Here is a 19,329-nt window from a genome sequence, read left to right on the forward strand (position 1 = left end):
TTACACCACGAACCGAACAAGGATCAGCGACAGGATCAGCCCAAGCAGGGCAAATGCGATGCCGTAACCAGCAGCATATTGCGCCATGTCCGCGCGGCTGCCGTTGCGCTTGCGCGCTGTCCGCGCCCCAAGGATTGCCCCCAGTATCGCCATTCCCAGAACTACGACCATGCGCTACCCGCCTCTTTCCCTAGTCACGTCTTCGGGCAGGTCTTCCGCTTCGTCCTGCATCAGCGACCGGACCACCGTTTCCGAGCCGAACCCGTAGCGCGCCCATCCCAGACTGTCCAGCCTGACGGAACGTGCCTGAGCGGTCTTACCGGCCTGATTCAGCGCCTCGGATTTCAACAGCAGCAACGTCGCCAGCTGCGAGGCATTCTCGGCCCGCATCATGACCCCGATGGCGCGGTCCAGTTCGGGCAGGATATCGGGGCCTTGGCCTTGCGCCAGCGCATAGGCGGCGGTCTGGGTAGTTATATAGGCCTGATGCACGTCGGTGCCGGGGGACATGCGCAGATAGTCCAGAGCGATTTGGTAATTGCGCAACGCGTCTAGAGGTTTGTCGAACTGTCCCATGCGCCCCATCAAATAATAGGGGTAGGCGCGGCGGTGATCGGTCCAGCCCAGCTCTTTCCCGATCCGCGCAGCTCTTTGCGCCGATGCCAGACGCCGTTGTGCGCTGCGATCCGGGCGCAGTGACTTTTGGATGGCCTGTTTCCAGGCGCGCGGGGTTTCGGACACCGGCTGAGCGGGCAGGGCGTCGCCGCGCGGATTGAGGCGGCTGAGGACATCAGGGATCACGGCCTCGACCTCTTCTCGGGTCATGCCGCTGCGCAGTTCGGGCGCGTAGGCCGCGCGCAGGATCAGCATGTCGAACCCGGTCAGAACGGTGTGGATATTGTCATCGTTGAACACCGAATCCGGCAGATGATACAGGTCGTTCAGCGGCCCCAGCGCTTGCGCGATCTCTTCATGCAGGCAGTCGCGCTTTTCCTGCGGACTGACGTCGTAGGGGATGAAGATGCCAATCCGCTCGCGATTGCGCAGCCGGGTCCAGCTGCTTTTCTGTTTGCGGCGGTCGCGTGTGTATTCCTCGAAACTGGAAGAATTTGGCACCACGAAACAGGCGGCTTGCGGCAGAATGGCGTGGATCTGGTCTTGACTGACGGCCTCGATGGTCAGATTGGCAGGGCCGTCCTGAATTTGGTTGATGTCGATCCCGGCCTCGCGCCGCAACCGGGACAGTAGCCGCGTCAGGTCCCTTTGCATGGACGGGGTGGGCGTGCCGGTCAGGCGCACAGTGATCGGAGTTTCAAACCGGGTGAACACCGGCAGTTGCGCGCCGCCTTCCAGCGCGAAATGAAGCGATACGAAATCATCCGCAATATTGTCGTTCGACCGCCCCGGAGGAGTCGGGGACGCGCGTGTGAACGACTTGGCGGGCGGCAGAATTTCCTCGATTGCCTTGACGCGGGTAGGCACCTCGACCGGCTCGACCGTGGCGCATCCCGCCACGGCAAACCCTGCGAGGATCAGCGCCCAAACCCTCATGAGCGGTTGTAGCGGATGAACGGCGTCTGTGTACCGATCCGGTCATAGAGCTTGCGGGCGGTGTGGTTGAACTCTTGTGTCAACCAGTAGACCGACGGTGCACCTTGCCGGTCGGCCTCATCATAAACGGCCTGAATCAACGCCCGCCCAACCCCGGTTCCGCGCGCCTCTGGGCGGGCGAAGAGGTCTTGCAGGTAACAGACGGATTCCACTTTCCACGCATGGCGGTGAAACAAGTAATGAGTCAGGCCAACCAATTGCCCTTCGTTTTCGGCAACGAAACAGGAAAAATCATGCGGGTCATCGCCCAGCAGGCGGGCAAATGTGCTGTCATAAGTTTCGGGGGGGACGGTCGTTTCATAAAACGCCAGATAATCCCGCCACATATCTGCCCATTCCCGGCGGTCCTCGGGCCGCAATGCGCGGATCGTCAGAGTTTCAGCCAATCACCATGCCTCGTCTGTTCGCGTTTGGGCGCGCCCCAAACGAGCGGGGCGCTATGAGTCAATGCTGACATCCGGCCCCCTGCAAGGCAAGCAGGGATCACCGGATGTTCATCTTTCTCAGCGTTTGCTGCGCGCCATAAAGGCGAGACGCTCGAACAAATGCACGTCCTGTTCGTTCTTCAGCAACGCTCCATGCAGCTTGGGCAGCGCATTGGCACCATCGCGCTTGAGGTCCTCGGCGGTCAGATCTTCGGCCAGCAACAGCTTGAGCCAGTCCAGCACTTCCGAGGTCGAGGGTTTCTTCTTCAGCCCCTGCGTGTCGCGGATTTCGTAGAACTGCGTCAGCGCGGTGGTCAGCAGAGCATCCTTGATGCCGGGGTGGTGGACCTCAACGATCCGGCGCATCGTCGCCTCATCCGGGAAGCGGATATAGTGGAAGAAACAGCGGCGCAAAAACGCGTCGGGCAGTTCCTTTTCGTTGTTCGATGTGATGATGACGATGGGCCGGTGCTTGGCCCGGATCGTTTCGCCGGTTTCGTAGACGTGGAACTCCATTTTATCGAGCTCCTGCAACAGGTCATTGGGAAACTCGATATCGGCCTTGTCGATCTCGTCGATCAGCAGAACGACCTTTTCGTCGGCCTCGAACGCCTGCCACAGCTTACCCTTGCGGATATAGTTCGACACGTCATGCACGCGTTCTTCGCCCAGTTGGCTGTCGCGCAACCGGCTGACGGCATCATATTCGTACAGGCCCTGCTGCGCGCGGGTGGTGGATTTCACGTTCCACTCGATCATATTCAGACCTAGCGCCCCGGCCACCTGTTTGGCCAGTTCAGTCTTGCCGGTGCCCGGCTCGCCCTTGACCAGCAACGGGCGTTCAAGCGTTACGGCAGCATTCACCGCAATGGTAAGGTCGTCGGTGGCAACGTATTCTGCGGTGCCCTGGAAACGTGCGGTCATCTGCCCCTCATGTGGTTTCGCGCAAACTGTGCTGTCCGGGTTACAGAGGGGCAGGGAATTTGACAAGCAGTCCGCCGCGTCGCGCGGCCCGAATTTCGTAACGACTCCAATCTGTTTTGCGTGATTCGGTTGAAACGGGATGACGTTCCGGTTGTATGGTGCCCACAAAATGCCTGACTATTTCCACAGAAAAACAAGCTTTTGCTGTAGGTTGTCTCATATTTAGACAAGTCGGAGAGCTGACGCGCCGCGCCTACGTTTGTGTAGTGACATTCCTACGCGCGTCAGATAAACGCTCCGCAGAAGGGGGAGCCAAATGTCACGCGAAACAACCGCAACCGACGTTTCTGGCCATACCGAGGGAGCAAAGATGAAGCAGGAAGTTTTTCTGCCGGAAGATTATCGCCCGGCCGAAGATGAGCCTTTCATGAATGACCGACAGCTTGAGTATTTTCGACGCAAGCTGCTGGATTGGAAGAATGAACTTTTAGCAGGCAGCCGCGACACGATCGAAGGGTTGCAGGACAACACCCGTAACATTCCGGACGTTGCAGACCGCGCGAGCGAAGAAACCGACCGCGCGCTGGAGCTGCGCACCCGTGACCGTCAGCGTAAGCTGGTGGCCAAGATCGACTCGGCCCTGCGCCGCATCGACGAGGGTGAGTACGGATATTGCGAGATGACCGGCGATCCGATCTCGTTGAAACGTCTGGATGCGCGTCCGATCGCGACCATGACGCTGGAGGCGCAAGAGCGTCACGAGCGCCGCGAGAAAGTTCACCGCGACGATTGATCGCTGGGAAATTCTGGAAAACACAAACGCCGGGGCCTTTCGCTCCGGCGTTTTTGCGTTAAGCCTGTGCCATGAATATCGACGGTCTGAAATTCAGTGTCATCGGCGGCGGAATAGGGGGGCTGGCGGCCGCTCTGGCGCTGCGGCAACGCGGCGCGCAGGTCACGCTGCTGGAACAGGCCGCGGCCCTGACCGAGGTTGGTGCCGGGTTGCAGATCAGCGCCAACGGCATGTCAGTCCTGCGGGCCATGAATGTGGTCGGAGAGACCCCTGATGGCGGGCAACTGTCCCATGGCACAATCCTGCGGGACTATCGAAAAGGCCGTGCCATAAGCCGCATTCCCCCGCCCGCGGCCGGACCGACCTACTATTACCATCGTGCAGACCTGTTGGATCTGTTGCACCGGGCCGCGCTGGACGCTGGGGTCGATATCCGTCTCGGTGCGCAGGTGATTGAGGTGGTCAAACACCCCGGCGAGGCCGAAGTGGTTCTCGACAGCGGTGAACGTCTGCGGTCCGAATGTGCTATTGCAGCAGATGGTGGGCGCAGCGCGATACGGCCCGTCCTGAATGGCCCCGAAGCCCCCCAGTTCACGCATCAGATCGCATGGCGGGCGACGATCCCATGGTCTCATCGTGATGAAACGCCGTCTGCGTCCTTGACCATGGGGCCGGGGCGGCATGTGGTCACGTATCCGCTGCGCGACCAGCGGTTGATGAATGTCGTCGCGATCGAGGAACGCTCGGACTGGCAGCAAGAGGGCTGGCGGCTCACAGGTGATCCAGACGACCTGCGCGCGCGTTTTGCCGATTTTGGTGGGCCTGTGCGCGATGTCCTGTCTGAGGTGACGCAAACCAACCTTTGGGCTCTGTTCCTGCGCCCCGTTGCGCAAAACTGGCAAAACGGGCGTTTGGCACTTTTGGGTGATGCCGCGCATCCCACGCTGCCATTTATGGCGCAGGGAGCGTGTTTGGCTTTAGAGGATGCCTGGATTTTGGCCCGTTCGTTCGAAGAACAGTCGGGTGTGACGCAAGCGCTGGCCGCATACGAATCCCGCAGGCGAATTAGGGCGACCCGCGTTGTCGCTGCCGCCGGAGCCAACGCGCGTAACTTCCACTTGCGTGGCCCTATGCGGCTGGCTGCGCAGATGGCGCTGATGGCCATCGGTCCCCGGCTCTCGCGTAAGTACGAATGGATCTACACCTACGACGCGACCGCCTGAGCATCAGAGATCAAGGTCGACCCAAACCGGAACATGATCCGAGGGTTTTTCATGCCCGCGCACTGCGGCATCAATCTGACAGTCACGCATCAGATCGGCGGCCTGCGGTGTCAGCAGAAAATGGTCGATGCGGATGCCGTCATTCCTGTTCCACGCACCGGCCTGATAATCCCAAAACGAATAGTGACCAGGCCCTTGAGTGCGTGCGCGGAATGCCTCGGTAAAGCCGAGGTTCAAAATCTTGCGAAAGGCCGCCCGACTCTCTGGCCGAAACAGAGCATCCTCCCGCCACGCGTCAGGGCGCGCGGCATCCTCTGCCTGAGGAATGATGTTGTAGTCTCCGGCCATCAGCGCGGGTTCTTCTCGGGCCATCAGGTCCTGAGCACGGCGATACAACCGTTCCATCCAGGCGAGCTTATAGTCGTATTTCGGCCCGGGTGCCGGATTTCCATTGGGTAGATACAAACCGCAAACGCGCAACGCCTGCTTGCCAACCACAGTCGCCTCGATCCACCGCGCTTGCTCATCGCTCTCGTCACCGGGCAAACCGCGCGTCACATCTTCCAGAGGCAATTTCGACAGGATGGCGACGCCGTTGAAGCTTTTCTGACCATGAGTTTCCACGTTATATCCACGCTCTTCAAACAACTCGCGCGGAAAGTTCTCGTCTACCGATTTAATTTCCTGCAAAACCGCGACGTCTGGTTGAGCCTCATCCAACCAACGAGGCAACGCCTCAGCCCGCGCTTTGATGCCGTTGATGTTAAACGTGGCGATTTTCATGCGCGGTCCTCCTGTGGCTTCTGGCAACCTATCGCCCAGAACTGGCCCAGCGGCAAGGTGGATGGCGGGTTAGCGAGGCTCTGCCTCGCGATCCGAGGAATTTTTGACCAGATGATGAAGCGGATTCGTAACCAATTTGGCTGAGAATTAAGTCGGGATACAGACTGAGGTGCCAATGACCGCGCCAGGTGAAGCTCTTTAGCTTGTTGAAAGTCAGGGATGTTCGGTTTCTTCGTCGCAACGTTGATCCAACACAGCCTCGGTCGAGCTCTACAATCTACAGAGTCAATGGTTAAGTATTTTCGGCAGCGCGTTACGCTGCATCACAGTAAGGTAGCTTTGAGCCCACAGCAGAAGTCTTCAAATCGTGATGCACGCGCGCAGCACGAAAATCGCTGCATCTGCGCGATTGTATGCGCTGCTTTGATGCGAGAAAATCGGTCATTGACGCTCGTAGCAACGAAGATGGATCGCGTAATTCACAGTTCGCAGGACAGTGTTGACCTTGTCCACAATGACCCAAACTCTTGCTTTCGAGTGTGAGATTGAAAACCATCGATGCCGACGCGAAAGTCAGCCAATCTTGGAAACGGTACTGAAAGTCAGCAGTTTGCGCATATTCACCCAGTCTTGGGCCTGATCGCTTCAATCGAATTGAACTTGCCCGCGATGAAATCTGTAAAGGCACGCGCGCGGGGTGGTGGCGTACGTGAGGGAGAGCGGACGGCGAAAATACCCCATTCGGGCAGTACCTTATGTTCGGTCAGGACCTCGGTAAGGCTACCATCCTCAAGATGCTCGACCACTTCCCACCGGCATTTTCGCGCGATGCCCATGCCCGATAGCGCGGCCTCGGTGATTGCCTCGGCCAGGTTGGTGTTGAACTTGCCTGATACCTTCACATCCGCAACCGCTCCATCCGGCGCGCGTGTGCTCCAACTGCGGATATCTGAGCGGATCAAGCATTCATGATAGCGCAAGTCCATCGGGGTGGCGGGCACGCCCCGGCTTGCGAGATAACTGGGTGCTGCGACCATGATGCGCGCACTTTCACCAATGCGCCTTACTTTGAGCGTGGAGGACGCCAGCTCTCCCAGACGGATCGCCAGATCAAAGCCGTTTTCCACGATGTCAAATGCGCTGTCGCTAAGGTGCAGTTGCAAAGACAGCTTTGGGTAGAGGTCCAGAAACTCCGACACATAAGGGGCTAGATGTTTGCGACCAAAGGAAGCCGAGCTTGCCACGCGAAGCTCTCCGCTGATCGTTGCTGGATCGTTTTGAAGATCAGAGAACGCATCTTCAATGTTTTCAAGAATGCGTAGGGCATGGCCTAGAAACACCTCTCCGTCAACGGACAGAGACACCGTTCTGGTGGTACGGTGCAAAAGCTGCGCGCCAACGACATTTTCCAGATCTTGGATGCGTTGCGTAGCTGCTGTGCTTGAGAGCCCGAGTTCCGCACCGGCCTTACCAATTGCCCCCAAGGCAACGACACGGACGAACAGCTCCAGTGATTTCGGGTCCAGACTCATTATTTGTAAAAAGCGGATAGTATATCCGCATATCTCCCTATTATCCTGTGCTTTCGCCCTCTTATCTTACAGCCTGAAAACAAGTCCAGAGGATAAAGGGCGTATGTCGATGCATAAATGTCTTTCCGCATTTTTGGCCGGGGCGGTTTTGATAAACGCGGCCTACGCAAATCCCAGCGTTGAGGTCGTCACACGGGATGATTTTGAACTGATCCCACTCAATCCGTTGCGAGGTGATGCCAGCCCCAAGGCTGGCGTGCTTTGGGGGGATTTGCGAGAGGATGTCGCGTCTGGTGCTCTCATTCAATTTGCCGACGGGTTCTCATCGCCGCCTCATATCCACAACATCACCTACCGTGCTGTAGTGATCGAAGGGGTTGTGCACAATGACGATCCGACTGCGGCCATGTTCTGGATGGAGCCAGGATCGTTTTGGACCCAGCCCGCCGGTGAGACACACATCACCGCCGTGGGACCCGGTGGCGGGTTGGCCTTTCTTGAAATCGAGGCTGGTCCCTACCTGGTGCGCCCATCTGAAGAAGCATTCGATAATGGCGAGCGGCCCATCAACAATGAAGCGCGAAACGTTGTCTGGCTGACCGCAGCCGATACCACGTGGATTTCGGGCGAGACTGGCGCTGAGATTTCGTTTCTGTGGGGCGAGCCATCAGCGGGCGCGCGGAACGGAAGCTTTGTGAGATTGGACCCAGGTTCTGAAACCCGCCTGCACACGGACGGCACGCCGCTAAAACTTGTTCTGGCCATGGGCGAACTGGCCCATTCCGTCGATGATCTCTCCGACGTGCAAACCCTAACGTCAGGCAGCTATGTGGGGTCCGAAGGGGAGGTCTCTCATAACATAACCTGCAACGACGCGGCGTCCTGTTTGCTGTATGTCAGCGCGACGGGAACCTACCGGATTTCTGGCGCCGAATGATCGGCGCGGCGATCTTACTGACGGATAGGCGCAGCTGACCCAATGGAAAACGCAATCGACCAGCAGTGGGATGCAGACGTCGCCCGCGAAGAACGGGCGAGCCTTAACTACATGTTCCACAGTCGCATTCTGGTGCTTGCGCTGCTTGCGCTTTGGGTCGCGATCACCCTGCCGCTTGACCGCTCCAGTGCGTATATTGCGGTGCTGTTGTTGTTCTTTCTCTTTGGTGCAATTCCTTATGCTCTGGCGCTCCGTGGGTATTGCAGCACACAGGTTTTTGCCGTGTTTCTTTTTCTGGACGCGTCAGTTTTGAGCTACCTTCTTATTTTTCCCAACCCCTATGGTCTCGAAGGGTGGTCACCGCAGATGAACCTGCGCGCGCCGGGTTTTCTCTATCTGGGGCTTTTCCTAGTCTACATGTCGTTGAGCTACAAACCCAAGCTTGTCGTCTGGGCCGGGATTGCCGCAGCTGTGTCTTGGAGCGCGGGATACATCTGGGGCCTTGGTCTACCTCAGACACAGGTTTTTACCTCACAAAACGTGCTTGATGCGGGTCTCAGCCTTGAGGCGGCCCTCGTTCGGGTGCTTGATCCCGATGCAGTCGGCGTGGCGCGACTGGTCAATCAGCTCGTATTTCTCGCCGCTGTCACGCTGATTTTGACGCTCACTGTCTGGCGATCACGAAAGCTGGTCTTTCGACAACTGGCTTTGGAACGCCAGCGCTCTTCCTTGTCACGGTATTTTTCACCAAACCTTGTCCGGGAACTCACATCCAGTCGCCGCAATCTGGAGGCGCCCAAGGTGCAGCCTGTCGCTGTGCTCTTTGCCGATATGGTGGGATTTACGACACTATCGGAACGCCTTGCGCCAGAAAACCTAGTTGCGCTGCTTCGGGATTTTCACGGTAGGTTTGCGCGGATCGCCCTGAACCAGGGGGCCACCATAGACAAATTCATCGGTGACGCGATTATGCTTCACTTTGGCACCCCGGAACCACGCGCAGATGATGCCGCGCGAGCTTTGCGTTGCGCAGCAGAAATGTTGGCCGAGGTGGAGCGCTGGAACGCCACTCGTACGGCGAAGGACGACACGCCAATCCGTGTTGGCATCGGCCTGCACTACGGTGATGTGATTGTCGGCAATATCGGCGATGAACGGCGTCTGGAATACACTGTTCTGGGCGACACCGTGAATGTGGCAAGCCGGTTAGAAACACTCACCCGGTCGTTGAATTCGCCTTTCGTGACAAGTGACGCTTTGATTGACGCTGCCCGCGAGGCCGGTGCGGATCCCGCGCAGGTGTTGCCAAACCTGCGCCCTGGGGAGCCCGCGCAGGTGCAAGGCCGCACAAAACCTGTTGGCGTTTGGCATCTCACAACACCAGAGGCCGAATATGAGGTTATATCCCAATGACGCAGTCACCGGATAGATTGGCCAAGAGCTTGCGAAATGCCTGTTCAGCCATGATCCAAAAACTTCTCGCCGTGGCCCTGATCAGCTTGTCCTTGCTGCTGCAAACGCGCGCCGCGATGACACACCCGCATGTGTTTGTCGATGCGCGGATAGACGTTGGGGTGGATCGTCGCGGAATGTTGCAGGTCATACATGTCACCTGGCGTTTTGATCAGTTCCACACGCTTTACATTCTGTCTTTTGACGGCATCACACCGACAGAAGACGGTCATCTGAATCCTTCTGACCAAGAAGCTCTTTCTGCCTCTTACACGGATTGGCAAGGCGGGTTTAATGGATTTGCGAAACTGTTGATAGATGGCGCTCTGGTTGCACTGGAGCCGCCAAGTGCCGTGAGCGCTCGCCTTCAGAACGACCAACTGGAGATCAGCTTTTCCCGCGTTTTGTCCAGCCCTGCGAACTTAACAGACGCCAAAGCCGAGATCGAGATCTACGACGCGACTTATTATCACGACATCGCGATGGCCGCGTCACCACGCATACTCGGTGACGCGCAGGGCTGTCATGCCAGCCTGCTGCCTTTTGACCCCGATAGCCTCACTGCTTCGGCTGAGACCGCACTGGCTGAGCTTGAAAAAGAACAGTCCTCAACGGTCGAAGATGTAGGCCGTCTTTTTGCAGATAGGATCACACTCTCATGCGAATAACTCTACGGAACACGCTACCGTTGGTGTCCCTTGTTTTGCTGACCGTCTTTTTGTTGATAGCCGGCAATGACCTTTGGCAGGATTTTGCCCGCTGGGCCGGTACCCAACAACGCGCCTTTCAAAATGAAATGGCATCGGCTATCCGCTCGATCCAAGCAGGCAACCCTGGCGCTTGGGTCGCCTTGCTCGCAGCCACAGGGCTCTACGGCTTTGTCCACGCTTTGGGGCCAGGCCACGGAAAATTCGTGATCGGCGGCATCGGGCTTGGGACAAAAGTCTCGGCGAGGCGTCTGGCTACCGTCGCCCTTACATCAAGCCTAGCCCAATCAATCTGGGCCATCTTGCTGGTCTATGGCGGTTTTTTCCTGTTTCAAGCCTCTGCCGCGCAGTTTACGGATGTGGCAGACACATATCTAGCCCCAGCCAGCTATCTCGCCGTAACTGCGGTTGGCCTGATCCTCGTGGTGCGTAGTGTTAAAGCTCTCCGGGCCCGGACATTACGGCCAATGCACACCCATCACACTCACGCCTCTTGCGGCTGCAGAGGGCACGGGCCCTCTGCCCATGATGTAACACGAATGACCTCTTTGCGTGGTGCCCTGCTTGTTGTGGCAAGCATCGCCATAAGGTCCTGTACAGGAGCGCTTTTTTTGCTTGTCATCGCTTGGCAAACCGGTATCGCTACCGCTGGCGCGATTGCCGTCATCGTGATGGGCGTTGGAACGGCTACCACTACTATTCTAATTGCCATCTCCAGCGTTTTTGCGCGAGGTGTCGTAGGTTTGTCATCGCGCAACCTCGGAGGCATGACACTTGCCGCACCGTCGCTTCAGCTTCTTTCCGGTTTGGTCGTTTTTGGTTTCGCTCTAGCGCTTTTGGGGACCGATACATTCTAAGAGATTCGAGTCCACAGTTTGTTCATCAGCCATCAATGCTGCCCCAAACAGCTGCTTCTGGGCGAAAAGCGTGACTACGATTAAGCGCATGGGGCTGACCTGTATGGCGCGAAACTGAACGGCGGCGAAAGGTGATGTTATAGTGGTAGTGGAAAGGTTCTAGTCACCAAACGGCTTTGGGCGGGAGACCAATTGAGTAGGCTATGTAAACGACGTTTGAACGTCCGCTATGGCGACACATGCTACTATGCAGCGAAAATGGTGCCGCGTCAGCAACACGCCAAACAATCAATGGCGGCAAAGTCCGCACTCCCGTCATAAGGTCGGATGTGCCAGATGTTTGGGGTAGCTTTGCATGATACGCTGAATTGATGGGATTCAGTAAATCCGGTTCATCGGGTCAATAACACGAGGGGCTCCAAACCGGCATCGCAGGTGGCGAGCAAATCTCTCGTTGTCTTGTGAAAAAATTGCCGAGGGTGTAGGGGCAAAGCCCCCGCCCGTAGTTACATCGAAAAAGAAGTGCCGCAGCCGCATGATGACGTGGCGTTTGGATTTTCGATTACAAAGCGCGCGCCGATCAATTCTTGGGTGAAATCGATGACCGCGTTTTCCAAAAAGGGCAGCGAAACCGAGTCCACGATGACTTTCTGACCTTTACCTTCCAGTATCAGGTCGTCCTCTTTTGGCTCATCCAGTGCGATTTCGTATTGAAAACCGGAACATCCGCCGCCTTCTACCGCGACGCGCAGGGCTTGGCCCTGATCGGCTGCGCCGATTTCGGCGAGGCGCTCGAACGCCCGTTCAGTCACTGTTGGCGGCAGATTCATGCCAGCCTCCAAAGGTTTATTTCCTAAGCACGGTACAATATATGAAACCTAACGACAGGCGACAAGGACAAGACCTTTGACAATAGCGGGTTTTGCCTCAGACCCAGGCCGCGCACGGGGGCGGCTTGTGCCAGAGGAAGAAAGCAGTTTCCGGTCATGCTTTCAGCGTGATCGCGACAGGATCATTCATGCCAGTGCCTTTCGACGGCTCAAACACAAGACGCAGGTGTTTGTAGAGCATGAAGGCGACAGTTATCGCACGCGTCTGACACATTCCATTGAGGTGGCGCAGGTGGCGCGCACGATTGCCGGTGCATTGCGTCTGAACCCGGAACTGACCGAAGCTGTCGCATTGGCGCATGATCTTGGGCATACGCCGTTTGGTCATACCGGAGAAGACGCTCTGCACGCACTCATGGCACCCTATGGCGGGTTTGATCACAACGCGCAGGCCATTCGGATCGTCACCAAGCTCGAACGCCACTATGCTGAGTTCGATGGCTGCAATCTGACATGGGAATGTCTGGAAGGGATCGCCAAACATAACGGGCCGGTTGTGGGTGAGCTGCCTTGGGCCTTGGCAGAATGTAATGGCGGGTTCGATCTGGAGTTGCACACCCATGCCAGCGCCGAGGCGCAGGTGGCGGCGTTGTCCGACGACATAGCCTATAACAACCACGATTTGCTGGATGGGTTGCGCGCGGGCCTGTTCACGGATGATGAAATTCAGAGCCTGCCGATTGTTGGTGACTGTTATGCCGAGGTGGATCGCAAATTTCCGGCGCTCGATCCGTATCGCCGCCGCCACGAAGCGCTGCGGCGGGTGTTTGGTGTCATGGTTTCGGACGTTATCGACACGTCGCGCGACCTGATCGCCAATTCAGGAGCGCAGACGGTCGAGGACATTCGGCATCTGGGCTACCCGGTGATCCAGTTCTCGGACGGTCTTTGGGTGCAGCTCAAGGAAATCAGAAGCTTTCTGTTTTCCCGGATGTATCGCGCACCGAGTGTCATGAAAGTGCGGGCTGAGGTCAGCAGGGTCGTAGAAGAACTATTCCCTCTGTACCTTAACGACCCCAAACAGATGCCCGCCCGTTGGCATGCCGAGATCGAGGCGGCATCGGATGAAATCGCCTTGGCCCGGATCGTGTCGGATTACATTGCGGGTATGACCGACCGGTTTGCATTGCAGGATCATGCGCGGCTGACAGGACGCTGATCACTCGATGCCGATATAAGCCAGTGCCCAGACCTGCTGGCCGGCTTGTTCCTGTGCCAGATCGGCGTCGTCGGTGGGTGGAAAGACGATCATCGTTGGGCCATAGCCGCCGATTCCCATCGGGTTCCCATCGGCATGGGTCGCGACGATGGGTTGATGCGCGGCGATGCTGTCCCACGGGATTTCAGCCTGATAGCCGTCCATCGCCATCGGTAGGGCTGTTTTCCCTTCAGCTCCGGCCAAGGTCATCACCTCGGATAGGCGCGGGCCGGAAAAGGTGATGTTGCGCTGATTGCCTTCGGGTCCATAGGCAATAGTGATTTCAACCTGCGTAAGGTTGTCCAGCGTCGTCGCATCAAACCCAGCCGCGCCGTCGTGCTGGACCTCAAGGTAGCCCAGCAGACCGCCGTCGTTCTCTCCACGTGCGGGTAGGTTGGTCTCGGACACAGCGCCGCCCAGCGTCAACAGCACGTGGCCCTGCGGCGCGGGCATCTCTGCCCAGACCGGCAAGGCGGTGGTCAGTAGCAGGGAAAGGGGCAGGGCAAGGCGCATCATCTGGTCTCCGGTTCGTTGATTTATGCCGACACTAGCGGGCTTTGGCGTTAAACCAAGCGTAAACTGCGCGCTTCCATTGACCTTGCCGCCTTGCGTGATAAACCCCGCGGCAAGCAAAAGGACATCCGAAATGAACCTGTTTTCCGAGATCCGCGGCCTGGTACTGGACGCGCTGGCGCAGATGCAGTCCGAAGGCGCTCTGCCCGAGGGGTTGAGCTTTGACAACGTGGCGGTTGAACCTCCGCGTGATGCGGCGCATGGCGATATGGCGACCAACGCGGCGATGGTGCTGGCCAAACCCGCCAAGATGAAGCCTCGTGACATTGCGGATGTGCTGGCCGGGAAACTGGCGGCGGATGACCGGATCACAAGTGCCGAGGTTGCGGGGCCGGGGTTCCTGAACCTGCGTCTTGCGCCCAATGTCTGGCAGGGCGTGCTGGCGGCGGTGTTGGAGAAGGGCACCGACTATGGCCGCTCGACCATGGGGCAGGGGCAGAAGGTCAACGTGGAATATGTCTCGGCCAACCCCACCGGCCCGCTGCATGTGGGGCATACGCGGGGCGCGGTGTTCGGCGATGCACTGGCAAGTCTGCTGGCCTATTCCGGCCATGACGTGACCCGCGAGTATTACATCAACGATGGCGGCGCGCAGGTGGATGTGCTGGCGCGTTCGGCCTATGAGCGCTATCGCGAGGCCAATGGCCTCAGCCCCGAGATTGCCGAGGGGCTGTATCCGGGTGACTATCTGATCCCGATCGGCGAGGCTCTGAAAGAGAAATATGGCGACAGCCTGATCGACAAGCCGGAAAGTGAATGGCTTGAGGACCTGCGGGAGTTTTCGACCGACGCGATGATGGACCTGATCCGCGCCGACTTGAAGGCGCTGGGTGTTGAGATGGATGTGTTCTTCTCAGAGAAATCGCTCTACGGCACAGGCCGGATCGAGGCGGCGCTGGCGTCGCTGACCGACAAAGGGCTGATCTATGAAGGCGTGCTGGAGCCGCCCAAGGGCAAGAAGCCCGAGGATTGGGAACCGCGTGAGCAGACTCTGTTCAAATCGACCGAGCATGGCGATGATGTGGACCGTCCGGTCAAGAAATCGGACGGGTCGTGGACCTATTTCGCCCCGGATATCGCCTATCACTATGACAAGGTCAGCCGTGGCTTTGATGCGCTGATCGACGTGTTCGGCGCGGACCATGGCGGCTATGTCAAACGGATGAAGGCGGCTGTGTCGGCTCTGTCCGATGGCAAAGTGCCACTGGACATCAAGCTGACCCAACTGGTGAAGCTGTGGAAGAATGGCGAGCCGTTCAAGATGTCCAAGCGGGCCGGAAACTTTGTCACCCTGCGCGATGTTGTCGATCAGGTTGGCCCGGATGTGACCCGTTTCGTGATGCTGACCCGCAAGAACGACGCGCCGCTAGACTTCGATTTCGACAAGGTGCTGGAACAAAGTCGCGAAAACCCCGTGTTCTATGTGCAATACGCCCATGCCCGCGTCATGAGCGTTCTGCGTCGTGCTGCTGAGGCCGGGATTGCCGCTGATGATGCGACGCTTACCCGTGCTGACCTCAGCAAGAACGACCACGCCTCGGAACTGACCGTTGCCAAAAAGTTGGCGGAATGGCCGCGTCTGGTGGAAATCGCTGCGCGCACCAACGAGCCACATCGCGTTGCTTTCTACCTCTACGAACTCGCGGGTGACTTCCACGCGCTGTGGAACAAGGGCAATGATGAAACCCAGCTGCGGTTCATCCAGGATGGCGATGTTGCCACAAGCCAGTCGAAAATCGCTCTGGCCCGGGCTGTTTCTGTTGTGATTTCAGCGGGCTTGGGTATTCTTGGCGTTACTCCGGCGCAGGAGATGCGGTAATAAACTCCGCCCGACGCGCCGGTTCGAGGTAGGCAAGAAATGACCCGCGCGCCTTATTTTCAGGCGCGTACCGGGCGGTGAGGCGGACATGGCACGTAACGATTACGCGGGACAAATGCGTCCCGAGCAGATGCATTACACGAATCAACCGCATCCTCAGGATGGGTATGATTATTCCGACGACATGCACGGGTATGAGCAGCCTCAGCGCACCGCGGGGCTGGGCCGTATCGTCAATGCCATGGGGGCAGTGGCCTCGCTGGCGCTGGTCGCCGGGATTGGTGTCTGGGGCTACAAGCTGGTGATGCGCGATGTCAGCGGCGTGCCAGTTGTGCGGGCCATTGAAGGGCCGATGCGCATTCAGCCGGAAAATCCCGGTGGAACGCCAGCGGATCATCAGGGACTGGCCGTGAACGCTGTGGCTGCGGTCGGAACTGCGGCCCCTCCGGCGGACCGTCTGATCCTTGCACCACGTCCGGTGTCTCTGACCGACGAAGACACGCCAGTCGAAACGCTGCGTGCAACCCCCGCCGTGCATGTGGTCGAGGAAGAAATTACCAATCAGGAAGCCGCGCAGTTGCGTCAGGGTTCGGTTGACGCTTTGGTCGCTGAACTGGCAGGCGAGGCGGCACAGATTGACCAACCGGAAGAGCAGGGCGTGCAACTGGCTGCTCTGGCAACGCCCGAAGAAGAGCCCGCGATTGACCCCGCTGATCTGGCCGCACAACTGCCAGACCCGGAACTGGCTGCTCTGCCGGGGGTTCGTCGCTCTTTGCGCCCGATCACGCGCCCTGCGCGCGCGACGGCCAGCCGGATCACGCCGAACAGCAGCACCGAAGATGCCATCAATGCCGCGGTCAAAGCGGCTGTTGGCTTGGATGTTGATCCCAACACGCTGTCCAAGGGTGCTCGCATGGCGCAGCTGGGCGCTTATGAAAGCTCGGACGTGGCGCGCGCAGAGTGGAGCCGCCTGAGCGGACGTTTCGGTGAATATATGGATGGAAAACAGCGCGTTATCCAGAAAACCTCAAGCGGGGGACGTACCTTTTACCGTCTGCGTGTTCTGGGTTTTGACGATCTGAGCGACTCGCGCCAGTTCTGTGCCGCGCTACAGGCGCAGGGTGCGGATTGCATCCCGGTAGCCGCCCGGTGAGTTTCGGCGCGGCGATCACCGACGCCGAGGGCCTGCGCCTGACGTCCGAGGAAAAGAGACTGTTTCGCGAAATGAACCCATTCGGGTTCATTTTGTTTGCCCGTAACATCGACAATGCCGATCAGGTCCGCGCCCTCTGCGATGATTTCCGCGAGGCTGTGGGCCGCAATTGCCCGATCACCGTTGATCAGGAAGGCGGCCGGGTACAACGCCTCCGTGCCCCTCTGGCGCGCGAATGGCTGCCGCCCTTGGACCATGCCACGCAAGCAGGGGAGCAGGCAGAGCGCGCGATGTATTTGCGCTATCGCCTGATCGCAAACGAGCTCTTTGAGCTGGGTATCGACAGCAACTGCGCCCCTATGGTCGATCTGGCGCGCGAAAACACCCATGCCTTTCTCAAGAACCGCTGCTATGGGTCTGACCCTCAAGCGGTTTCTAAGATTGGAAGGGCGGTCGCCAAAGGGCATCTGGACGGGGGCGTTTTGCCGGTCATCAAACATATGCCGGGCCATGGCCTGTCTACGATGGACAGCCATCATGACCTGCCGCATGTGGATCTGACGCAGGACGCGCTTGAACAAGCCGATTTTGCGCCGTTCCAGGCGTTGAACGACTTGCCGATGGGGATGACGGCCCATTTGGTCTATGACCGGATCGACCCGCAACCGGCGACGATTTCACCTACGATGATCAGCCTGATCCGCGACAAGATCGGTTTTGACGGGCTGATCTTGACCGACGATATCTCAATGAAAGCCCTCAGCGGCGCGCCCGAAGAGATCGCCAAACAAGCGCTGACCGCCGGCTGCGATGTGGTTTTACATTGCAACGGTTCATTTGAGGCGCGCGCCAAAGTGTTGGAAGTGGCCGGAGAGATGACCGCCCAGGCGCAAAAACGCGCGGAAAAGGCGTTGGCGATGCGTCAAAAACCAGCGGAACTTGACATCCCAGCCGCCGAGGCGGAACTATCTGCCCTAATGGGCGGGCAGGTATATGAACGATAACCTTTTCAGCGAAGACCCGGTCTCGGTCGCCGATCGGCTGGCTGCCGAGGCGCTGATCGTTGATGTCGACGGATTCGAAGGCCCGCTCGATGTGTTGCTGACCCTGTCGCGGACGCAAAAGGTTGATCTGCGGAAAATCTCGGTTCTGGCTTTGGCACAGCAATACCTGGCTTTTGTCGAAAAGGCCCGAGCGCTGCGGATTGAGCTAGCGGCGGACTATCTGGTGATGGCCGCTTGGCTCGCCTATCTGAAATCCCGCCTGCTGCTACCACCGGACCCGGATGACGATGGCCCCTCGGGTGAGGAACTGGCAGCACACCTGGCGTTCCAGCTGGAGCGCTTGCAGGCCATGCGCGACGCTGCCGCCCGTCTGATGGCGCGCGACCAACTTGGGCGTGACTTTTTCAAACGCGGACAGGGCGAGGATATTACCCGCATCCGCACCGTGACCTACTCTGCCACTTTGCTGGACCTGATGCAGGGCTATGCCCGCATCCGCACCCGCGATGAGTTCCGCCCCTTTGTCATGGACCGCGACGCCGTTTTCACCATGGAGCAGGCGCTGGAACGTATGCGTCCTTTAATCGGGTTCGCGGGGACTTGGACCGATATGGAGACCTATCTACCCCAAGGTTGGGACGCTGATCCGGTGCGTCGCAGGTCGGCCACGGCGGCGACCTTTGCGGCTTCGCTGGAACTGGTGAAAGAAGGACATATGGAGATCAAGCAGAGCGAGACCTTTGCCCCGATCCATCTGCGCAAGAGGACTGACACACGTGACTGACGCCCCCGAAGAGACCGGCACCCTGTTCGAAGCGCCCCCTCTGGCCGAGCAGGAACGCATGGTCGAGGCCGTGCTGTTCGCCAGCGCCGAACCGGTGACGATTGCCGATCTTGAGGCGCGCATGCCCCATGGCAGCGACGCGGCGCAAGCGGTTGAAATGCTTCAGAAACGCTATGAAGGGCGCGGTGTGCGCGTGGTGCCGGTTGGCGATGCCTGGGCTATTCGCACTGCCCCTGATCTGGGGTTTCTTATGCAGAAGGAAACGGTTGAGACCCGAAAACTCAGCCGTGCGGCGATCGAGACACTGGCGATTGTCGCCTATCACCAGCCTTGTACGCGGGCTGAGATTGAAGAAATCCGCGGCGTTTCGGTGTCGCGCGGAACCATTGACCAGTTGCTTGAGATGGAGTGGATCAGGCTGGGCCGTCGTCGTATGACACCGGGCCGTCCGGTGACCTTCGTGGTCACGCCGCAATTCCTGGATCATTTCGGGCTGGAGAACGCCCGCGACCTGCCAGGACTGAAAGAATTGCGGGCCGCGGGCCTACTGGAAAACAGGCCGCCTCCGGGTACAATCCCATTGGGCGAGGGGCGCGAAGACGAAGAAGACGAAGATCAGACAGAACTGTTCGAGGAAGAGTGATCACGCGGCCCTTTTGTTGTC

General features: G+C 58.5%; 20 protein-coding genes. 12 read left to right on the top strand and 8 right to left on the bottom strand.

The features are described 5' to 3' along the window. From ACOQOY_RS18740 to ACOQOY_RS18755, 4 genes are all read right to left on the bottom strand, one after another. Entirely contained in the window at positions 1–171 is a 171-nt protein-coding gene (locus ACOQOY_RS18740; RefSeq protein WP_420586845.1) for a hypothetical protein, read from the bottom strand. Positions 172–174: 3 nt separating this feature from the next. Then, positions 175–1,551 (bottom strand): DUF2927 domain-containing protein, encoded by a 1,377-nt coding sequence (locus ACOQOY_RS18745; protein ID WP_420586846.1) that lies wholly within the window; start codon positions 1,549–1,551, stop codon positions 175–177. Then, positions 1,548–1,997: a GNAT family N-acetyltransferase gene (locus ACOQOY_RS18750; RefSeq protein WP_420586847.1), complete on the bottom strand. Its 450-nt coding sequence runs from the start codon at positions 1,995–1,997 to the stop codon at positions 1,548–1,550. The genes ACOQOY_RS18745 and ACOQOY_RS18750 overlap by 4 nt, the downstream gene beginning before the upstream one ends. A 117-nt stretch (positions 1,998–2,114) precedes the next feature. After that, positions 2,115–2,960, bottom strand: coding sequence for an AAA family ATPase (locus tag ACOQOY_RS18755; RefSeq protein ID WP_420586848.1), 846 nt, complete (start codon positions 2,958–2,960; stop codon positions 2,115–2,117). A gap of 370 nt (positions 2,961–3,330) precedes the next feature. Between ACOQOY_RS18755 and dksA the strand changes: the two genes are divergently transcribed. Together dksA and ACOQOY_RS18765 are read left to right on the top strand one after the other, a co-directional pair. Continuing rightward, a complete protein-coding gene (gene dksA / locus ACOQOY_RS18760) occupies positions 3,331–3,753 on the top strand; it encodes an RNA polymerase-binding protein DksA (RefSeq protein WP_039531267.1) in 423 nt (140 codons plus the stop codon). A gap of 71 nt (positions 3,754–3,824) precedes the next feature. After that, on the top strand, positions 3,825–4,976 hold the full coding sequence (locus tag ACOQOY_RS18765; protein WP_420586849.1) for an FAD-dependent monooxygenase: 1,152 nt from the start codon (positions 3,825–3,827) through the stop codon (positions 4,974–4,976). Between the two features lie 3 nt (positions 4,977–4,979). Here the strand turns inward: ACOQOY_RS18765 and xth are convergent, their stop codons facing one another. Further along, positions 4,980–5,759, bottom strand: a complete 780-nt coding sequence (gene xth / locus ACOQOY_RS18770) for an exodeoxyribonuclease III (protein WP_420586850.1) — start codon at positions 5,757–5,759, stop codon at positions 4,980–4,982. Positions 5,760–6,379: 620 nt separating this feature from the next. After that, positions 6,380–7,291 carry a LysR substrate-binding domain-containing protein gene (locus ACOQOY_RS18775; protein WP_420586851.1) on the bottom strand — a complete coding sequence of 304 codons (912 nt, stop codon included), beginning with the start codon at positions 7,289–7,291 and terminating at the stop codon, positions 6,380–6,382. Between the two features lie 103 nt (positions 7,292–7,394). Between ACOQOY_RS18775 and ACOQOY_RS18780 the strand changes: the two genes are divergently transcribed. From ACOQOY_RS18780 to ACOQOY_RS18795, 4 genes are read left to right on the top strand one after another with little or no spacing between them, the layout of a single operon-like run. Next, on the top strand, positions 7,395–8,228 hold the full coding sequence (locus ACOQOY_RS18780; RefSeq protein WP_420586852.1) for a DUF4437 domain-containing protein: 834 nt from the start codon (positions 7,395–7,397) through the stop codon (positions 8,226–8,228). 42 nt (positions 8,229–8,270) lie between these two features. Beyond that, complete coding sequence (locus ACOQOY_RS18785; RefSeq protein ID WP_420586853.1) at positions 8,271–9,641, top strand: adenylate/guanylate cyclase domain-containing protein; 1,371 nt, start codon at positions 8,271–8,273, stop codon at positions 9,639–9,641. 50 nt (positions 9,642–9,691) lie between these two features. Further along, a complete protein-coding gene (locus ACOQOY_RS18790) occupies positions 9,692–10,348 on the top strand; it encodes a DUF1007 family protein (RefSeq protein WP_420586854.1) in 657 nt (218 codons plus the stop codon). A 23-nt stretch (positions 10,349–10,371) separates the two neighbouring features. Next, positions 10,372–11,244 carry a nickel/cobalt transporter gene (locus ACOQOY_RS18795; RefSeq protein ID WP_420586855.1) on the top strand — a complete coding sequence of 291 codons (873 nt, stop codon included), beginning with the start codon at positions 10,372–10,374 and terminating at the stop codon, positions 11,242–11,244. Between the two features lie 506 nt (positions 11,245–11,750). On the opposite strand, the gene ACOQOY_RS18800 is transcribed toward ACOQOY_RS18795, so the two are convergent. Beyond that, positions 11,751–12,074, bottom strand: coding sequence for a HesB/IscA family protein (locus tag ACOQOY_RS18800; protein WP_420586856.1), 324 nt, complete (start codon positions 12,072–12,074; stop codon positions 11,751–11,753). A 76-nt stretch (positions 12,075–12,150) separates the two neighbouring features. On the opposite strand from ACOQOY_RS18800, the gene ACOQOY_RS18805 reads away from it, so the two are divergent. Next, entirely contained in the window at positions 12,151–13,293 is a 1,143-nt protein-coding gene (locus ACOQOY_RS18805) for a deoxyguanosinetriphosphate triphosphohydrolase (RefSeq protein WP_420586857.1), read from the top strand. Here ACOQOY_RS18805 and ACOQOY_RS18810 read toward each other — a convergent pair whose 3' ends face one another. Further along, a complete protein-coding gene (locus ACOQOY_RS18810; RefSeq protein WP_420586858.1) occupies positions 13,294–13,848 on the bottom strand; it encodes a hypothetical protein in 555 nt (184 codons plus the stop codon). It lies immediately after the preceding gene. A gap of 130 nt (positions 13,849–13,978) precedes the next feature. Between ACOQOY_RS18810 and argS the strand changes: the two genes are divergently transcribed. From argS to scpB, 5 genes are all read left to right on the top strand, one after another. Further along, the gene (argS, locus tag ACOQOY_RS18815) at positions 13,979–15,724 is read left to right on the top strand and encodes an arginine--tRNA ligase (RefSeq protein ID WP_420586859.1); all 1,746 of its coding nucleotides are present in this window, start codon (positions 13,979–13,981) and stop codon (positions 15,722–15,724) included. A gap of 88 nt (positions 15,725–15,812) precedes the next feature. Beyond that, the gene (locus tag ACOQOY_RS18820; RefSeq protein WP_420586860.1) at positions 15,813–16,877 is read left to right on the top strand and encodes an SPOR domain-containing protein; all 1,065 of its coding nucleotides are present in this window, start codon (positions 15,813–15,815) and stop codon (positions 16,875–16,877) included. Then, the gene (gene nagZ / locus ACOQOY_RS18825) at positions 16,874–17,881 is read left to right on the top strand and encodes a beta-N-acetylhexosaminidase (RefSeq protein WP_420586861.1); all 1,008 of its coding nucleotides are present in this window, start codon (positions 16,874–16,876) and stop codon (positions 17,879–17,881) included. Before ACOQOY_RS18820 ends, nagZ begins: the two co-directional genes overlap by 4 nt. Next, positions 17,871–18,665, top strand: coding sequence for a segregation and condensation protein A (locus tag ACOQOY_RS18830; protein WP_420586862.1), 795 nt, complete (start codon positions 17,871–17,873; stop codon positions 18,663–18,665). The genes nagZ and ACOQOY_RS18830 overlap by 11 nt, the downstream gene beginning before the upstream one ends. Continuing rightward, positions 18,658–19,308 (top strand): SMC-Scp complex subunit ScpB, encoded by a 651-nt coding sequence (scpB, locus tag ACOQOY_RS18835; RefSeq protein ID WP_420586863.1) that lies wholly within the window; start codon positions 18,658–18,660, stop codon positions 19,306–19,308. The genes ACOQOY_RS18830 and scpB overlap by 8 nt, the downstream gene beginning before the upstream one ends. Positions 19,309–19,329: the final 21 nt, after the last annotated feature.

Source organism: Ruegeria sp., from assembly GCF_965221235.1.
Lineage (GTDB): Bacteria > Pseudomonadota > Alphaproteobacteria > Rhodobacterales > Rhodobacteraceae > Ruegeria.

Bases quoted from the DNA above. Each gene is read 5' to 3' on its own strand.
- ACOQOY_RS18755 (WP_420586848.1), bottom strand. From the start codon at position 2,960: ATGACCGCACGTTTCCAGGGCACCGCAGAATACGTTGCCACCGACGAC.
- ACOQOY_RS18790 (WP_420586854.1), top strand. From the start codon at position 9,692: ATGATCCAAAAACTTCTCGCCGTGGCCCTGATCAGCTTGTCCTTGCTG.
- ACOQOY_RS18765 (WP_420586849.1), top strand. From the start codon at position 3,825: ATGAATATCGACGGTCTGAAATTCAGTGTCATCGGCGGCGGAATAGGG.
- ACOQOY_RS18785 (WP_420586853.1), top strand. From the start codon at position 8,271: ATGGAAAACGCAATCGACCAGCAGTGGGATGCAGACGTCGCCCGCGAA.
- ACOQOY_RS18810 (WP_420586858.1), bottom strand. From the start codon at position 13,848: ATGATGCGCCTTGCCCTGCCCCTTTCCCTGCTACTGACCACCGCCTTG.
- xth (WP_420586850.1), bottom strand. From the start codon at position 5,759: ATGAAAATCGCCACGTTTAACATCAACGGCATCAAAGCGCGGGCTGAG.
- ACOQOY_RS18830 (WP_420586862.1), top strand. From the start codon at position 17,871: ATGAACGATAACCTTTTCAGCGAAGACCCGGTCTCGGTCGCCGATCGG.
- argS (WP_420586859.1), top strand. From the start codon at position 13,979: ATGAACCTGTTTTCCGAGATCCGCGGCCTGGTACTGGACGCGCTGGCG.
- dksA (WP_039531267.1), top strand. From the start codon at position 3,331: ATGAAGCAGGAAGTTTTTCTGCCGGAAGATTATCGCCCGGCCGAAGAT.
- ACOQOY_RS18820 (WP_420586860.1), top strand. From the start codon at position 15,813: ATGGCACGTAACGATTACGCGGGACAAATGCGTCCCGAGCAGATGCAT.
- ACOQOY_RS18800 (WP_420586856.1), bottom strand. From the start codon at position 12,074: ATGAATCTGCCGCCAACAGTGACTGAACGGGCGTTCGAGCGCCTCGCC.
- ACOQOY_RS18745 (WP_420586846.1), bottom strand. From the start codon at position 1,551: ATGAGGGTTTGGGCGCTGATCCTCGCAGGGTTTGCCGTGGCGGGATGC.
- ACOQOY_RS18775 (WP_420586851.1), bottom strand. From the start codon at position 7,291: ATGAGTCTGGACCCGAAATCACTGGAGCTGTTCGTCCGTGTCGTTGCC.
- ACOQOY_RS18780 (WP_420586852.1), top strand. From the start codon at position 7,395: ATGTCGATGCATAAATGTCTTTCCGCATTTTTGGCCGGGGCGGTTTTG.
- ACOQOY_RS18740 (WP_420586845.1), bottom strand. From the start codon at position 171: ATGGTCGTAGTTCTGGGAATGGCGATACTGGGGGCAATCCTTGGGGCG.